Genomic DNA, 14,525 nt, shown 5'->3' with positions numbered 1-14,525 from the left:
GAAGGGCGGGTCCCCGGAGGCCGGATGGGGCCGCGCCCTTCGGCCCCCCACCGGGGCTCCGCCCCCACCCACACACCGCACCCGCCCGGGGGGCCGGGGGCGGAGCCCTCCGGCCCCCCGGGCGGGACACGCCCCCAACCCCTCACTCCCGGGGCCCGGGGCCCGGGGCGAAGCCCCCGGCCTCCGGAGGAACACCCCACTACGCCCCTGGGGACCGGGGTGGAGCCCCGGTGGGGATCCAAGGGGCGAAGCCCCCCGGCCTCCGGCGGAGCACCCCCCACCACACACACCACAACCCCCGCCCGGGGGTCCAGGGGGCGGAGCCCCCTGGACCCGGAGGATCCGCCCCGCCGCCCACCCCGCCTACAGCTCCCTCACCCGCACGTTCCGGAACGACACCACGTCAGTGGTCCCGTGCGTCTGGAGCCCGATGTACCCCTGTGCCGCCTGGCGCCCGTCCGTCCCCGGGTCGTCCGCGCGGGGCGGGGAGAAGACCAGGCCCGGGGTGTTGTCGAACTCGTTCAGGAGGACCCCGTTGCGGTACACGGAGTACCGCTGGCCGATCACCCGCACCTCATAGGTGTTCCACGCCCCCTTCGGCGTCACCCCGGCGCCGTCCAGGCCCACCCGGGAGAAGCCGTACACCGAGCCGGTCTTGTAGGCGTCCCCGTCCGGCCGGTCCAGGATCTGCACCTCGTGGCCGTACTTGATCGCCACCCACTCCGGCCGGGACTCCTCCGGATGGCCGTGGACGCCGGGGAAGCGGACGAACACGCCGCTGTTGGCCCGGCCCTCGCCGGGCGCCTCGTCGCGGAACTGGAGCTTGAGGGAGAAGTCGCCGTAGGCCCGCACCGGGTACCACAGCATCCCCATGCCCGGCACGGTGGCGCTGCTGGTCATCGACCCGTCCCCGTTCGGGGCGAACGCGCCGCCGCCCACGTGCTCCCACGCCGCGAACGACGCCGCCGAGCCGTCGAAGATCGTCCGGTAGCCCTCCTCGGCGACCACGGCGAAGTACACCGTCCGGGGCCGCGAGGTGTTGCCCGCCCGGTCCGTCGCCCGGTACTTCACCATGTGCTCACCCGCCCGGGTGATGGTGAGCGGCGCGGTGTACGCGGTGTACGGGCCGCCGTTGAAGGAGTACTGGATCCGCTGCACCCCGGAGTCGCCGTCGGTCGCGGTCACCGCCACCGTCGCCACGCCGACGTACCGGCCCGCCGCGTCCCGCTCGCCGCTCACCGCCGCCGACACCTCCGGCGCGGTACCGTCGCCCGCGGGCGGCTCCACCACCGTGAACGCCACCGACCTGACCGCCGACACGTTGCCCGCCCGGTCCGCCGCGCGGAACGCCATCGTGTGGTCGCCCACCGCGTGGACCGCGACCGGCGCCGTGTACGGCTGGTACGCGCCCCCGTCCAGCGCGTACTCCACCCGCTCCACCCCGGACCCGGCGTCCGTGGCCGACAGCGTGACGGTGGCGCTGCCCAGGTACGCCCCGCCCGGGTCCTGCCGCCCCGTCACCGCCGCCGTCACCTGCGGCGGCGTGGTGTCCTCGCCCCCGCCGGTGACGGTGAGCACCCCGCTCATCGTGCCGTGGCCCGGGATGGCGCAGAAGTAGCGGTAGGTGCCGGGGGTGAGCACGACCTCGGCGGTGTGCCGCCCGCCGGAGGAGTCCAGCGGGCTGGCGAGGATGTTCAGGCTCACGTCCGTGTTGTGACCGGGGCTCGCGGTGTCGAACGTGAGGGTGTGCGTCATGCCGGTGGTGTTGCCGGTGGCGGCGCTGTTCTCGAACACGATCGTGGCCGGGCCCGCCTCGGCGGTCGCGGGGGCGCTGCGGTACTTGGTCATGTCGTCGTCGGCGGTCCAGGTGAGCACCTGGGCCGCGGCGGCCCCGGCCCGGTCCGCCGCCCCGGCCCGGCCCTGCGCCGGGGGAGCGGTCAGCGCCAGCGTGCCGAGCAGCACGGACAGCACGGCCAGCACCGGAACCAGCGCCGATGGCGCGTGTCGCTTCGTCACCGCTTCGCCTCCCTCTTCCGCTTCGGGCTCCCGTCGTCACCGGCGCGGTCCGCGGTCCGCACCGTCACCCGGTTCTCCGGCAGCGGCGTCGGCGGCCCGCCCGTGTAGACCACCCGCCACAGCGCGGAGCTGTCGTCCAGGGTGAAGAAGCCCCGCCCGTAGTCCAGGACGTACAGGGCGCCGTCCGGGCCGAACTTCCAGTCCATCAGGTTGCGGATGCCGCCCTGCCCGCCGGGCATGATCCGGTCCAGGTTCTCGGCGTGCACCGGCAGCCCGCCCTTCCCCTCGGTGGCCGGGTCCATCAGGACGGCGTGCCGGGGCTGCTCACCGTCGTAGAAGTCGCCGACGAACCACTTGCCGTCCCAGTAGCGCGGCCACTGCCCGGGCGCCGAGACCCGCTGGTCGTACCGGTACACCGGCCCGCTCATCGCCGCCTGCCCGCCGCCCTTCAGCCACGGCAGCAGCAGCCGGGTCTCGCCCGCGACGTAGGACGGCACACCGTCGGCGTTCCTGGGGTAGTCCGGCGCGCCGCCCTGCGGCGAGTACCAGATGTTGTTGGGCTCGGCGGGGGGCAGGTCCACCAGGCCGTCGTTGTGCGGGGACTCGTTCTTGAGGTTGTCGCAGTCGTACCAGCCGAGCGGCTGGCCCGGGTCGGGCAGGTTGCGGTCGCGGTAGGGCTGCTTGTTGCCCACGCAGTACGGCCAGCCTCGGTTGCTCGCGTGGGTGATGACGGCGAACGTGTCGTACTTGGCGGGGCCCCAGGTGGTGCTGGGCCCGCTCGCGTCCGGGCCGACCCATCCGGCGTACAGGTTGCCGGTGCGCCGGTCCACCCAGATGCGCGCCGGGTTGCGCACGCCCATGACGTAGATCTCGGGCCTGGCCTTGCCGCCGCCGCCCTCCTGACCGGTGAACAGGTTGCCCTCCGGGACGGTGTAGGTGCCGTCGTCCTCGGGGTGGATGCGCAGGATCTTCCCGTTGAGGTTGTTGGTGTTCCCGGCGGTGCGGCGGGCGTCGGCGAAGGAGACGCCCTGGTGGGCGGGCTCGGGGTTGTTGCCGGAGTAGCCGCCGGAGAAGCCGGAGGAGTTGGTGTCGCCGGTGGCGATGTACAGGTTGCCGTCCGCGTCCCAGGCCATGCCGCCTCCGGCGTGGCAGCAACTGTGGATCTGCACCGGCCACTTCAGCAGGACCTTCTCCGAGTCCAGGTCGAGCCGGTCGGTGGCCGGGTCCACGGTGAACCGGGACACCCGCCGCTCCCCGAGGTGCCGCTCGCGGTCGACGCGGGAGTGCGGGGTGTAGTGCAGGTACATCCAGCCGTTCTCCAGGAAGTCCGGGTCGAGCGCGATGCCGAGCAGCCCTTCCTCGTTCTTGACCAGCTCGCCGCCGCCGCCCTTGTTGCCGAACACGTCCAGCGACCCGACGAGCTTCGCCGCGCCGGTCGCCGGGTTCCACACGTGCACCGTGCCCTGGCCGAGCCCCACGTCCGGGTCGTTCCAGTCGGTGACCACCGGGTCGGCGCCGGAGCCGCCGCCCCGGCCGATGTAGTACACCCGGCCGTCGGCCGCGGTGGCCAGGCCGTGCGGCTCGCCGATCTGGTCGGCCTCGCCCGGCTGGTTGGGGACGGTCAGCCGGGCCGCCTCGTAGTTGGCGGTGATGGTGGCCTGGCAGTCGGCGCGGGCGATGCGGGTGGTCCACTGGAGCGCGCCGAGCAGGTGCGCCCGGAACTCCTTCTCCGCGTAGCTCGCCACAGTGCCGCCCATGCCGGTGTAGAACGACCGGCCGCCCTCGTAGTCCCTGCACCACGCGATCGGGTGATCCCAGCCGTTCGAGGTCTCGCCCGGCGCGTAGGTGCCCTCCCTGACACGTGCCACGGTGTGCACGTCCCCGGACGGGTTCGGCGACCAGTTCAGCCAGACGTCGGAGCGCTTCCACTCCAGCGGCAGCCCCCTGGTGGCGGGGTGCACCCGGTCGCCCACCTCGACCACGGCCTCCTGCGGCGCCTGCGGCGAGGCGGCGGGCCGGGTGCCGAGCAGGCCGGTGAACCACGCCGAGCCGGGTTCGGTGCGGGCCGCGTCGTGCAGGCCGAGGAAGCCGCCGCCGGACTCGACGTACCCGCGGAAGGCGCGCTCCTGCCGGTCGTCGAGCACGTCGCCGCCGGTCCCGGCGAACACCACCGCGTTGTAGTCGTACAGCTTCCGGCTGGTGAAGACCTTCGGGTCGCCGGTGGCCTCGGTGGTGAACCTGCTGCTGAGCGGAGCGGTGAGCCCGATCTCGCGGACGGCGTCCACGGCGGCCCGCGCGAGCGGCGGCGGGGCGCCGTCCGCGCCGCGGCCGTGGAACACGAGCACCTTCACGTCCGCGCCGCCCGGCGGGTCGTCCAGGACGCGTAACGAGCCACCGGGCGACGCGCCGCCGGGACCCGCAGAGGCGGCGGGCACGGCACCGAGCGCAGCGATAGTCATGGCCATGCCAATCAGTCCGGTGAGCCACGCCCCGCGCCGCGCGCGGGTCCCTCTTCCGGTGGACATCCTGGCGCTCCGTCTGGCGGATGGTGCTCGCGGAGTCATCCGCATCGTCCACTCACTCCCTGTCGGTTGCGGCAACGCCCATTGACGCTAGACCGCTTTCGCCGTTCCGCCAATGGCTATGACCTCGACACGACAAGCTTTGTCCCGTTCCTGGATTAAGGCAGGCAGCGCGGTTATGGTGAGGCAATCTTCGGCCTGATGCAGCATCCGTGAACCCTGTGCGGCCCCACTCGAGGCGGCGGTTCCGGCGTTGATTGGAGAGCGATGACCGAGCCAGCCCCCAGTACCCCTCGAAGATTCCTGAGCCGCCGGGCGTTCGCGGGGGCGGCGGCCGCCACCGCCGCGCTGCTGGCTGATTCCGCCGCCCCCGGCGCCGTCGAGGCCCGGGCCGCGGGGACCACTCCCGAGGATGACAAGGACAAGTCAAGTAAGTCGGCGGCCACAGGGGGCGGGGAGATCCGCCATCTGACGCTGTACGCGGAGCAACTGGCGAACGGGCAGTTCGGCTACGGCCTGGAGCCCGGCGCGGCCACCGTCCCCGGCCCGCTGATCGAGATGAACGAGGGCGACACCCTCCACATCGAGATGGTCAACAACCTCGACGTGGCCGCCAGCCTCCACGTCCACGGCGTGGACTACGACATCGACAACGACGGCACCGCCCTCGCCCGCAGCATCGTCCCCGCCGGGGACAGCCGCACCTACACCTGGCGCACCCACAAGCCCGGACGGCGCCCCGACGGCACCTGGGAGCCGGGCAGCGCGGGCTACTGGCACTACCACGACCACGCCGTGGGCACCGCCCACGGCACCGAGGGCCTCAAAAAGGGCCTGTACGGGGGCCTGGTGGTGCGGCGCGCGGGGGACCCGCTGCCCGACCGCACGTTCACGGTGGTGTTCAACGACCTGTCGGTCAACAACCTGCGCGGCGCCACCGCGCCCCAGTTCGAGGCGACGATCGGGGAGCGGGTGGAGTTCGTCGTGATCACCCACGGCGAGATGTTCCACACCTTCCATGTGCACGGGCACCGCTGGGCCGACAACCGCACCGGCCTGCTCTCCGGACCCGACGACGTCAGCCCCGTGATCGACACCAAGGTCACCGGACCCGGCCACTCCTTCGGCTTCCAGGTCATCGCCGGGGAGCGGGTCGGCGCGGGCGCCTGGATGTACCACTGCCATGTGCAGAGCCACTCGGACATGGGCATGGCCGGGCTGTTCCTGGTCGCCGACGAGAACGGCACCGTGCCGGGACACGACCCCCACCACCTGATGTCGCACGCGACCGCCGACTCCCCGGCGGCCCACGACGCCGCCCCGGCGGCACCGGACCCCGCCCCGCCGTCGGCGACCCCGTCGGCCTCCCCGAAGGCGTCGGCGTCCCCCTCCTCGTCGGCTTCCCCGTCGGCCTCGGCCTCTCCTTCGGCGTCGGCCTCCCCCTCGGCCTCCGCCTCCCCGTCCGCCTCGGCCGGGCACCACATGGCAGGCCACGGCGGGCACGGGGGGCACGCGAGCCCCTGACGGCCCCGCCCCGGCCGGGGCGCGGCCGTCCGGTCAGCGGAAGTCGCCGTCGGCGGCGGCCCGCACGAAGGCGGCGAACGCCTCGGGGGTGAAGGTGAGCGCCGGGCCGTCGGGGTCCTTGGAGTCCCGAACGGCGACGACGCCTTGAGCGGCGGCGACTTCGAGGCAGTCGCCGCCGGTGGAGCCGCTGTGGGAGGACTTGGTCCAGGTGGCGCCATTGAGGGCGGCAACCTCGACGCACTCGCCACCGGTGTCGCTGCTGTAGGAGGACTTGCGCCACTGGGCGCCCAACAGGTTAGGGGTGCTCTTCCCCATAGCGTTCCTCCATCACCCTGGCGATCAGGTCCGCCGAGTCCTCGATGGAGAGGGCGGCGGCTTGGAGGAGATCGTAACGAAGCGTGCGCTCTCTCACCTCCTTCGGATTGATGGTCATGTGCGGGTGCGTGTAGCTCTCGGTGTAGGCCAGATCGGGGTGGTCGTCGAATCGCAGGACGGTGAAAGAGCCGGGCATACCGGCGTGGCCTCCGGCTGCGAACGGGAGGATTTGGATGTGCACTCGCCTGTTGTGGCGGAACGACAACAGGCGGGCCAGTTGCTCGCGCATGATTTCCCAGCCCCCGATCGGGCGGTGCAGGATGGCCTCATCCAAGATGAGCCACATCACCGGGGGATCTTCGCGCGCAAGGATGCGCTGGCGCTCCAGGCGAGCGGCGACTTGGTCCTCCAAGTCCTGTGTGTGGACGGCGTTGAACACGGCGCGTGCGTACTGCTCCGTCTGTAGCAGCCCATGCACCAACTGCGCCTGGTAGGTCGCGATCGACACCGCCTGCGCCTCCAGCTCCGCGTACGCGCGGAACCACGGCGGCAGCGCACTCCGGCTCACCAGCTCCCACAGCCGCAGCAGTGCCCCCTGCGCGTTCAGTGCCGTGTCCGCGCGCTGCGTGAAGTCCAGGGTGGGTGCCTTCTGGGCCCGCTCGATCTGGCAGATCAGCGAGCCCGTGCAGTAGATGATCTCGCCCAACTGCTTCTGGTCGAGCCCCTGCGCCTCGCGCAGCCGCCTCAGCTCCGCGCCGAAGAACGCCAGCGCCGAGGAGCCCGGGTCGAGTTCGCGTGTCTTTCCCATGCCTGCCCCCTCCATTCTCACGTGATGACGGGTTGATCACGCCTGATGGCACAGGGTAGTTGGCCAGATGCACTCTTGTGGCGTGAATCCGACATCCGGCCCCCGCAAGGCCCTCATCCACGCCCCCCACGGATATCCCGGACACTCCTGCCGGGCGTCCTTCACCGTCGCTCCGCACTTCGTCCGGCACATGCGCAGACTCGTCCGGGCCTGTCTGAACCTGTGGTGCATGAGCGGGCTGTCCGGCGACGCGGAGCTGTGCGTCACCGAGCTGGTCACCAACGTGATGCGGCATGTGCCGGACCGCAGGTGCACGGTGCGGGTGTTCCGCGAGGACGGGGGCGTGCTGGTGGAGGTGCGCGACTCCTCGCCGGTGCTGCCGACGCTGCGCCGGGCGGAGCTGCTGGAGGAGTCGGGGCGCGGCATCGCGACGGTGGACCTGCTGGCGCACGAGTGGGGCGCGGAGCCCGCCGAGGGCGGCGGGAAGGTGGTGTGGTTCCGGATGCGCGTGCAGCCGTCGGTAGGCTGACGTCGCGTCAACCGCTGTCGGAGCGGCCTCGTATGGTGCCGTGCACCGAACGACCGAAAGGCCAGCACCATGCGAAACGACAGCGGTTCCGCCCTGCCCGACGAGAGCGTCTTCGTCGTCCCCGAGCACTGGCGTGAGCACCTCCATCCCCGGCGGGGCGGGGCTCCGGGCCTTGAACCGGAGCCCGTGCCCGCCCTGGTGGAGGCGGCGCGGCAGCGGTTGGCGGAGATACGCGAGGAGCTCGAGGAAGCGGTCGGGAACCCGGACAGCGACCGGGAGATGGCCGAGGCGGCCCGCGCCCACCTGGACGGCAAGCCGGACCCGCTGGGCGCGGCCGTGGCCGCGACCCTCTCCAGCGCCAAGGAGGAGTGGTGGCGGGGCTCGATGGTGTCGCGGGGGTTCGCGGACCTGTGGGCGGTGGAGCACGGCCTGGTGTTCGCCGCCGAGGCGGCCGTCGCGATGGGCGGGATCTACGTCCACGGGTACTACTACGGGGAGGAGAAGGACCCGCGCCGACTGCGGCCGTGGCGGGAGCGGGACTACAACTCGGGCATCACGCAGGGGGGCGAGGCGGTCGCCCGGCGGGTCCGCTCGATGCTGGCCGCCGCGGGCGACGCCGAGTACGAGGCGGCGGTCGAGGCGCTGGCCCGGCTGCGCCGCACCGAGCTGGCGCGGGTGATCGTCTCCTACCTGGTGCCCACGCGCACCGACTGGGTGGACGAGATCCTCGCCACTCCGATGAGCGAGGAGCGGGCGCGGTACTCCGACCTGCTGCCGTGCGTGCTGAGCGGTGTCCAGCACGTCGCGCTGCTGCGCGAGCACCAGGAGCGCGCCTGGTGGGGCATCCGGGACGACGCGTACACGGTGGCGGAGGCCGTCGGCCCGGCGCTGGCCCCGGTGCTGGCCGACCTGATCGACCAGGGCATCATCCGGGGCGGCGCGGAGTACCACCAGATCATCGACGCCCTCGCCGCCTTCCCCACCGACGAGGCGCTCGGGCTGCTGCTGGCCCGGCTGGACCAGCGCGGCTTCCACACCGGGGCGATCACGGCGATGGGGCGGTTCCCGGCGCGGGCGCTGCGGCTGCTGGCGCAGGCCGCCACGGGCACCTCGCGGCGGGCGGGGTTCGCCCGCCGCCTGCTGCGCGACCACGTCCTGGCCCGCCCGGAGCTGGCCGGGGAGCTGGCGCCCGGGCTGCCCGGCGAGGCGCGCAGGCGGGTGGAGGCCGCCCCGGAGGACACCACCTGGGCGCCGGTGGCCCCGGCGGACGCCCTGCCCGGGCTGCTGGTGGAGCCGCCGTGGACGCGGCGGCGGCAGGCGGCGAAGCCGGTCGTCGTCAAGGGGCTGACCGCTCCGGAGGAGCGGGCGGTGGTGTGGCTGCCGGGGGAGCGCGAGAAGTGGCTCGACAAGCGGGGCGCGCGCTGGAACGACGGGCGGCGCGACTGGCGGGAGATGGCCGAGCGGCTGAAGCGCGAAGGCTCCCTGCCGCACCACGGCGACGAGGAACTGGCCTGTGACGGCCCCGAGGAGCTGGTGCGTCCGCTGCTGCCCCTGATGACCATCGAGGGCTGGTGGACGGGGGTGCCGGAGCGGGTGGCCGCCCGGTTCGAACTCGACGCCGTGCCCGCGCTGCTGCCGCTCGCCAAGGCCAACCCGGCGGGCGACGGCGGCCGGGTGGTCCTGCCGTTCTTCACCCCCGAGATCGCCACGATGATGGCGGACTGGTTCTCGCGGCTGAAGAAGGCGAAGGAGGTCGCGCGGGAGTGGTTCCTGCGCCACCCGGCGCACGCCGCCCGCGCGCTGGTCCCGGCCGCGCTCGGCAAGGCGGGCAGGCAGCGGAACGCGGCGGACGCGGCGCTGCGGATGCTGGTGCTGGCCGGGCACGTCGAGGAGGTCGCGGCGGCGGCCCGCTTCCACGGGGAGGCGGCGGTCGCGGGCCTGGAGGAGGTCCTGAACGCGGATCCGCTGGAGCGGCTGCCGAAGAAGGTCCCCACGAACATGCTCGACCTGGTCGATTCCCACCTGCTGCCGCAGATCCTGCTGCGGGAGCGGCGGCTGGCGCTGCCGGAGTCCGCCGTGCGGCACGTCGTCACCGTCCTGGCCATGTGCAAGCCCGAGGGCGGCTACGAGGGCGTGGACGTGGTGAAGGAGGCGTGCGACCCGGCGTCGCTGGACGCGTTCGTGTGGGCGCTGTTCCAGCAGATCGGGAAGGACGCCGACTGGGTCTTCGCCGCGATGGGGAGCGTCGGCGGCGACGAGACCGCGCGCGGCCTCGCCCCGCTGATCCGGGCCTGGCCGGGCGAGAACGCGCACCCCAGGGCCGTGCTCGGGCTGGACACGCTCGTCGCCATCGGCACCGACGCGGCGCTGGTGCAGCTCAACGGCATCGCGCAGAAGGTGAAGTTCAAGGGGATCAAGTCCGCCGCGCAGACCCGCATCGCCGACCTGGCCGACCGCATGGGGCTGACCACCGAGCAGCTCGCGGACCGCCTGGTCCCGGACTTCGGGCTGGACCGGGACGGGAGGCTGGTGCTCGACTACGGGCCGCGGTCGTTCACCGCCGGGTTCGACGAGCAGCTCAAGCCGTATGTGACGGACGGCGGCGGCAAGCGGCTGAAGAACCTGCCCAAGCCCGGCGCCAAGGACGACCCGGAGCTGGCGCCCGCCGCGCACGCGCGGTTCGCGGCGCTGAAGAAGGACGTGCGGACCGTCGCCGCCGACCAGATCCGGAGGTTCGAGCAGGCGATGGTGTGGCAGCGCCGGTGGAGCCCGGAGGAGTTCCGGACGTTCATCGTCGAGCACCCGCTGCTGTGGCACGTCGCCCGGCGGCTGGTGTGGAGCACCGGCGACGGCGTGGGCTTCCGCATCGCCGAGGACCGCACCCTCGCCGACGCCGACGACGGCACCCTCGTCCTGCCGGAGGGCACCCACGTCTCCGTCGCCCACCCCGTCCTGCTCGGCGACGCCGTGGAGACCTGGACGGAGGTGTTCGCCGACTACGAGATCCTCCAGCCGTTCCCGCAGCTCGGCCGCCCCGTGCTCCGCCTCGCCGACGACGAGCGCGACGCCACGGAGCTGGTCCGCTTCCACGGCGTCACCGTGCACGTCGGCAAGCTGCTCGGCCTGGAGAAGCACGGCTGGGAGCGGGGCGCGCCCCAGGACGCGGGCTGCCAGGACTGGATCACCCGGTCCGTGCCGGGCGGGCGGGCCGTGGTGCTGTCCCTGTCGCCGGGCATCGCGATCGGCCTGCCCACCGCGCTCCCGGACCAGACGATCGAGCACGTGTGGATCACCGACCGGGACGGCGACCGGCACCCGCACGGCTCCCTGCGCTTCGGCGGCCTGGACCCGGTGAGCGTCAGCGAGGTGCTCGCGGACCTCACCGGGCTGACGGAGCAGAGCGCCTGACATCGAGTCACGCCCGTGCCCGCCGGTGCGTCCGGCGGGCACGGGCGGTGACGCTGCGTTGTCAGACCCCCCGTCTAGTGTTGCCCGCACCGATCGACCAGGAACGGCGGAGCCATGACCCACAACCATGCCCACTCCCTGCCCGACACCCTGCCCGACCCCCGGTCCGACGAGGACACCTTCGTGGTCCCGGAGGACTGGCACCGCCGGCTGCACCCTCGGCGCGGCGGCGTCCTCGGCCTCGCGGCCGAGCCGGACCCCACCGCGCCCGCCACCGTGCGTGAGCAGGAGGCGAAAGCGAAGAAGACGCTGAAGCGGCTGCTGGACGAGGACGGCTCCGCCGCCCCCGAACTGGCCCGAGCCGTGTGGGCCCACCAGGCCGGGACGGCGGACCCGCTGGGCGCCGCCGTGATCGGCGCGGTCACCGGCATCCGCTGGTCGGACAGCCGCACACCGCGGGACGTGGCGCTGATCACCGACGCGTGGGCGGCCGAGCACGGCCTGGCGTTCGCCGCGCGGGCCACCGCCGAGCTGGAGCGGGTGTGGGCGTCCCACAGGGTCCGGTTCCTGCACCCGCCCGGCGCCTGGGGGGTGGCGAACTGCGCGAAGCAGATCCCGCACCGCACCCGCGCCCTGCTCGCCGCCGCCGGGGAGCGCGAGTACCGGGAGGCGGTCGAGGCCCTGGAGGAGGCGCGGGCCGGGGGACCGGAGCCGCTGCGCCTCGTCACCGCCTACCTGGCGCCGACCCGCACGGAGTGGGTGGACGAGATCGTCTCCGCCCCCCTTCCGGGCGACTCGGACCACTACTCCTCGATGCTGCTGTGGTCGCTCACCGACGCCCGGCAGGTGGCGCAGTTCCGCAAGCACCGGCGGTACCCCATGGTCGCCATCAGAAGGGCCGTCCACGCCCTGACCGAGGCCGTCGGCCCGGCCCTCGCCCCCGTGCTCGCCGACCTGTACGACGAGGACCCGAGGGACGGCGCCGAGATACTGTCCGTCCTCGCCGCGCTGCCCACCGACGAGGCGTTCCGGCTGCTGCTGGAGCGGGCCGAGCGGCCGGGCGCCTCCGCGTACCTCGCCGAGGCGATGCGGCGCTACCCGCGGCGGGCACTGCGGGTGCTCGGCTCGGCCGCCGCCCCCGGCCCGTCGTCCCGCGAGGCCGCCCTCGCCTACCGCCTGCTGCGCGACCACGCCCGCGCCCACGGCGCCGCCGTGCCCGCCGAGGTGGCCGGGCGGCACGAGGCCGCCCGGGTGCCGGACGCCCCGGCGGAGGCCCTGCCCCGGCTGCTGGTGGAGCCGCCGTGGACGCGGGAGCGCAAGGGGGAGGAGCCGGTGGTCGTCCCCGGCCTGACCGCTCCGGAGGAGCGGGCCGTGGTGTGGGCGCCGGGGGAGCGGGAGGAGTGGAGTGCCGCGCCGGTCGAGTGGTGGGACAAGGCCGACTGGGACTGGGCCCGGACGGTCGAGCGCCACCTGGCCGGGGAGCTGGTCATGACCCAGCAGGCCAGGCTGCTGTGCGAGGGCCCGGAAGAGCTGGTGCGGCCCCTGCTCCCCGGCATGCCCGTGGGAGGCAGGTGGTACGACGGACTGCCGCGGCGGGTCGCCGCCCGGTTCGGGGCGGACGCGCTGCCGAAGCTGATGGAGGTCGCGAGGGAAGATCCCGCCGAGCACGGCGAGGCGCTGCTGCCGTTCTTCGCCCCCGAGACGGCCGCCCTGATGGCCGACTGGCTGGTGCGGCTCAAGCGGGCCCGCGACACCGCCGCCGCCTGGCTGCTGCGCCACCCCGCGCCCGCCGCCCGCGCCCTGGTGCCCGCCGCGCTCGGCAAGGCGGGCCGCAAGCGCGCCGCCGCCGAGGCGGCGCTGCGGCTGCTCGCCGAGCACGGCCGCGCCGACGAAGTCCGGGACGCCGCCCGGTTCCACGGCGAGCGGGCCGAGGCGGGCATCGAGGCGCTGCTCTCGGAGGACCCGCTGGACCGGCTCCCGGCGAAGATCCCGGTGGTGGAGCTCGACTTCCGGCTGCTGCCGCAGGTGCTGCTGCGGGACCGCCGCGCCGCCCTGCCGGAGACGGCCGTCCGGCACGTCGTCACCATGCTGGCCATGTGCACGGCGGACCAGGCGTACCCCGGTGTGGCGGTGGTCGAGGAGCTGTGCGACCCCGCGTCCCTGGACGCCTTCGGCTGGGCCCTGTTCCAGCAGGTGGGGAAGGAGGCGGGCTGGATCCTGCCCGCGCTCGGCCGGATCGGCGGCGACACCACCGCCCGGGGCCTGGCCCCGCTGATCCGCGCCTGGCCGGGGGAGAACGCCCACGCCAAGGCCGTCGCCGGGCTGGACGCGCTGGTGGCGATCGGCACGGATCAGGCGCTGGTGCTGCTCAACGGGATCGCGCAGCGGGTGAAGTTCAAGGCGATCAAGGCGCGGGCGCAGGAGCGCATCGAGGCGCTGGCCGCCGACCTCGGCCTGACCGCGGACCAGCTCGCCGACCGGCTCGTGCCGGACTTCGGCCTGGACCGGGACGGGAGCCTCACCCTCGACTACGGCCCGCGCTCGTTCACCGCCGGGTTCGACGAGCAGCTCAAACCGTACGTGGTGGACGGGACCGGCAAGCGGCTGAAGAACCTGCCCAAGCCGGGTGTGAAGGACGACGGCGAGCTGGCGCCGGCCGCGTATGCGCGGTTCGCCGCGCTGAAGAAGGACGTGCGCACCACCGCCGCCGACCAGATCCGGCGGCTGGAGCAGGCCATGCTGCGGCAGCGCCGGTGGTCCCTCGCCGAGTTCCGCACCCACCTCGCCGACCACCCGCTGCTGTGGCACATCGCCCGCCGCCTGGTCTGGCTCACCGACGAGGGGGTGTCCTTCCGCATCGCCGAGGACCGCACCCTCGCCGACGCCGACGACGGCACCCTCACCCTTCCGGAGACGGCCGTGGTCCGCGTCGCCCACCCGCTGCACCTGGACGGCACCCTGGAGGGGTGGGCCGAGGTCTTCGCCGACTACGAACTCCTCCAGCCGTTCCCGCAGCTCGGCCGCCCCGTGCACACCCTCACCGACGACGAGCGGAGCAGCACCGGGCTCACCCGCTTCCAGGGCGCCACCGTCCCCACCGTCAAGCTGCGCGGCCTGGAGCGCCGGGGCTGGCAGGACGGCCCCGCCCTGGACAACGGCATCCAGGGCTGGCTCACCAAGGCGGTCGCCCCGGACCGCTGGGTGGTGCTGGGCCTCGACCCGGGCATAGCCATCGGCACGCTCGACCTCTGGCCGGAGCAGACCCTCCGGCACGTGTGGATCGACGACCGGCCCGACGGCCACTGGACCCCGCGCGGCGCGCTGCGCTTCGCCGAACTCGACCCGGTGGCCGCGAGCGAACTCGTCGCCGACCTCACCGACCTCACGGCCCAGCCCGCCTGAG

Annotated in this window: 8 protein-coding genes; 4 read left to right on the top strand and 4 right to left on the bottom strand. The window is 73.8% G+C overall.

Annotated elements, in window-relative coordinates; translation table 11 throughout:
- Window positions 1–363 precede the first annotated feature (363 nt).
- The gene (locus ACYVO2_RS08530) at window positions 364–2,016 is read right to left on the bottom strand and encodes an OmpL47-type beta-barrel domain-containing protein (RefSeq protein WP_461007017.1); all 1,653 of its coding nucleotides are present in this window, start codon (window positions 2,014–2,016) and stop codon (window positions 364–366) included.
- Window positions 2,013–4,475 carry a ThuA domain-containing protein gene (locus ACYVO2_RS08525; RefSeq protein ID WP_461007016.1) on the bottom strand — a complete coding sequence of 821 codons (2,463 nt, stop codon included), beginning with the start codon at window positions 4,473–4,475 and terminating at the stop codon, window positions 2,013–2,015. Before ACYVO2_RS08525 ends, ACYVO2_RS08530 begins: the two co-directional genes overlap by 4 nt.
- A 330-nt stretch (window positions 4,476–4,805) precedes the next feature.
- Between ACYVO2_RS08525 and ACYVO2_RS08520 the strand changes: the two genes are divergently transcribed.
- Window positions 4,806–6,062, top strand: a complete 1,257-nt coding sequence (locus ACYVO2_RS08520; protein ID WP_461007015.1) for a multicopper oxidase domain-containing protein — start codon at window positions 4,806–4,808, stop codon at window positions 6,060–6,062.
- 33 nt (window positions 6,063–6,095) lie between these two features.
- On the opposite strand, the gene ACYVO2_RS08515 is transcribed toward ACYVO2_RS08520, so the two are convergent.
- Together ACYVO2_RS08515 and ACYVO2_RS08510 are read right to left on the bottom strand one after the other, a co-directional pair.
- Window positions 6,096–6,353, bottom strand: coding sequence for a DUF397 domain-containing protein (locus tag ACYVO2_RS08515; RefSeq protein WP_461007014.1), 258 nt, complete (start codon window positions 6,351–6,353; stop codon window positions 6,096–6,098).
- 4 nt (window positions 6,354–6,357) lie between these two features.
- Complete coding sequence (locus tag ACYVO2_RS08510; RefSeq protein ID WP_461007013.1) at window positions 6,358–7,185, bottom strand: helix-turn-helix domain-containing protein; 828 nt, start codon at window positions 7,183–7,185, stop codon at window positions 6,358–6,360.
- Window positions 7,186–7,252: 67 nt separating this feature from the next.
- Between ACYVO2_RS08510 and ACYVO2_RS08505 the strand changes: the two genes are divergently transcribed.
- The 3 genes from ACYVO2_RS08505 (at window position 7,253) to ACYVO2_RS08495 (ending at window position 14,524) form a co-directional block, all read left to right on the top strand.
- On the top strand, window positions 7,253–7,714 hold the full coding sequence (locus ACYVO2_RS08505; protein WP_461007012.1) for an ATP-binding protein: 462 nt from the start codon (window positions 7,253–7,255) through the stop codon (window positions 7,712–7,714).
- 69 nt (window positions 7,715–7,783) lie between these two features.
- A complete protein-coding gene (locus tag ACYVO2_RS08500; protein ID WP_461007011.1) occupies window positions 7,784–11,122 on the top strand; it encodes a DUF4132 domain-containing protein in 3,339 nt (1,112 codons plus the stop codon).
- Window positions 11,123–11,236: 114 nt separating this feature from the next.
- On the top strand, window positions 11,237–14,524 hold the full coding sequence (locus ACYVO2_RS08495) for a DUF4132 domain-containing protein (protein WP_461007010.1): 3,288 nt from the start codon (window positions 11,237–11,239) through the stop codon (window positions 14,522–14,524).
- Window position 14,525 lies beyond the last annotated feature (1 nt).

This window comes from Streptomyces capparidis, from assembly GCF_054782095.1.
Note: the sequence above shows the minus strand (reverse complement) of the source record. Positions and strands in the feature narration are given on the sequence as shown.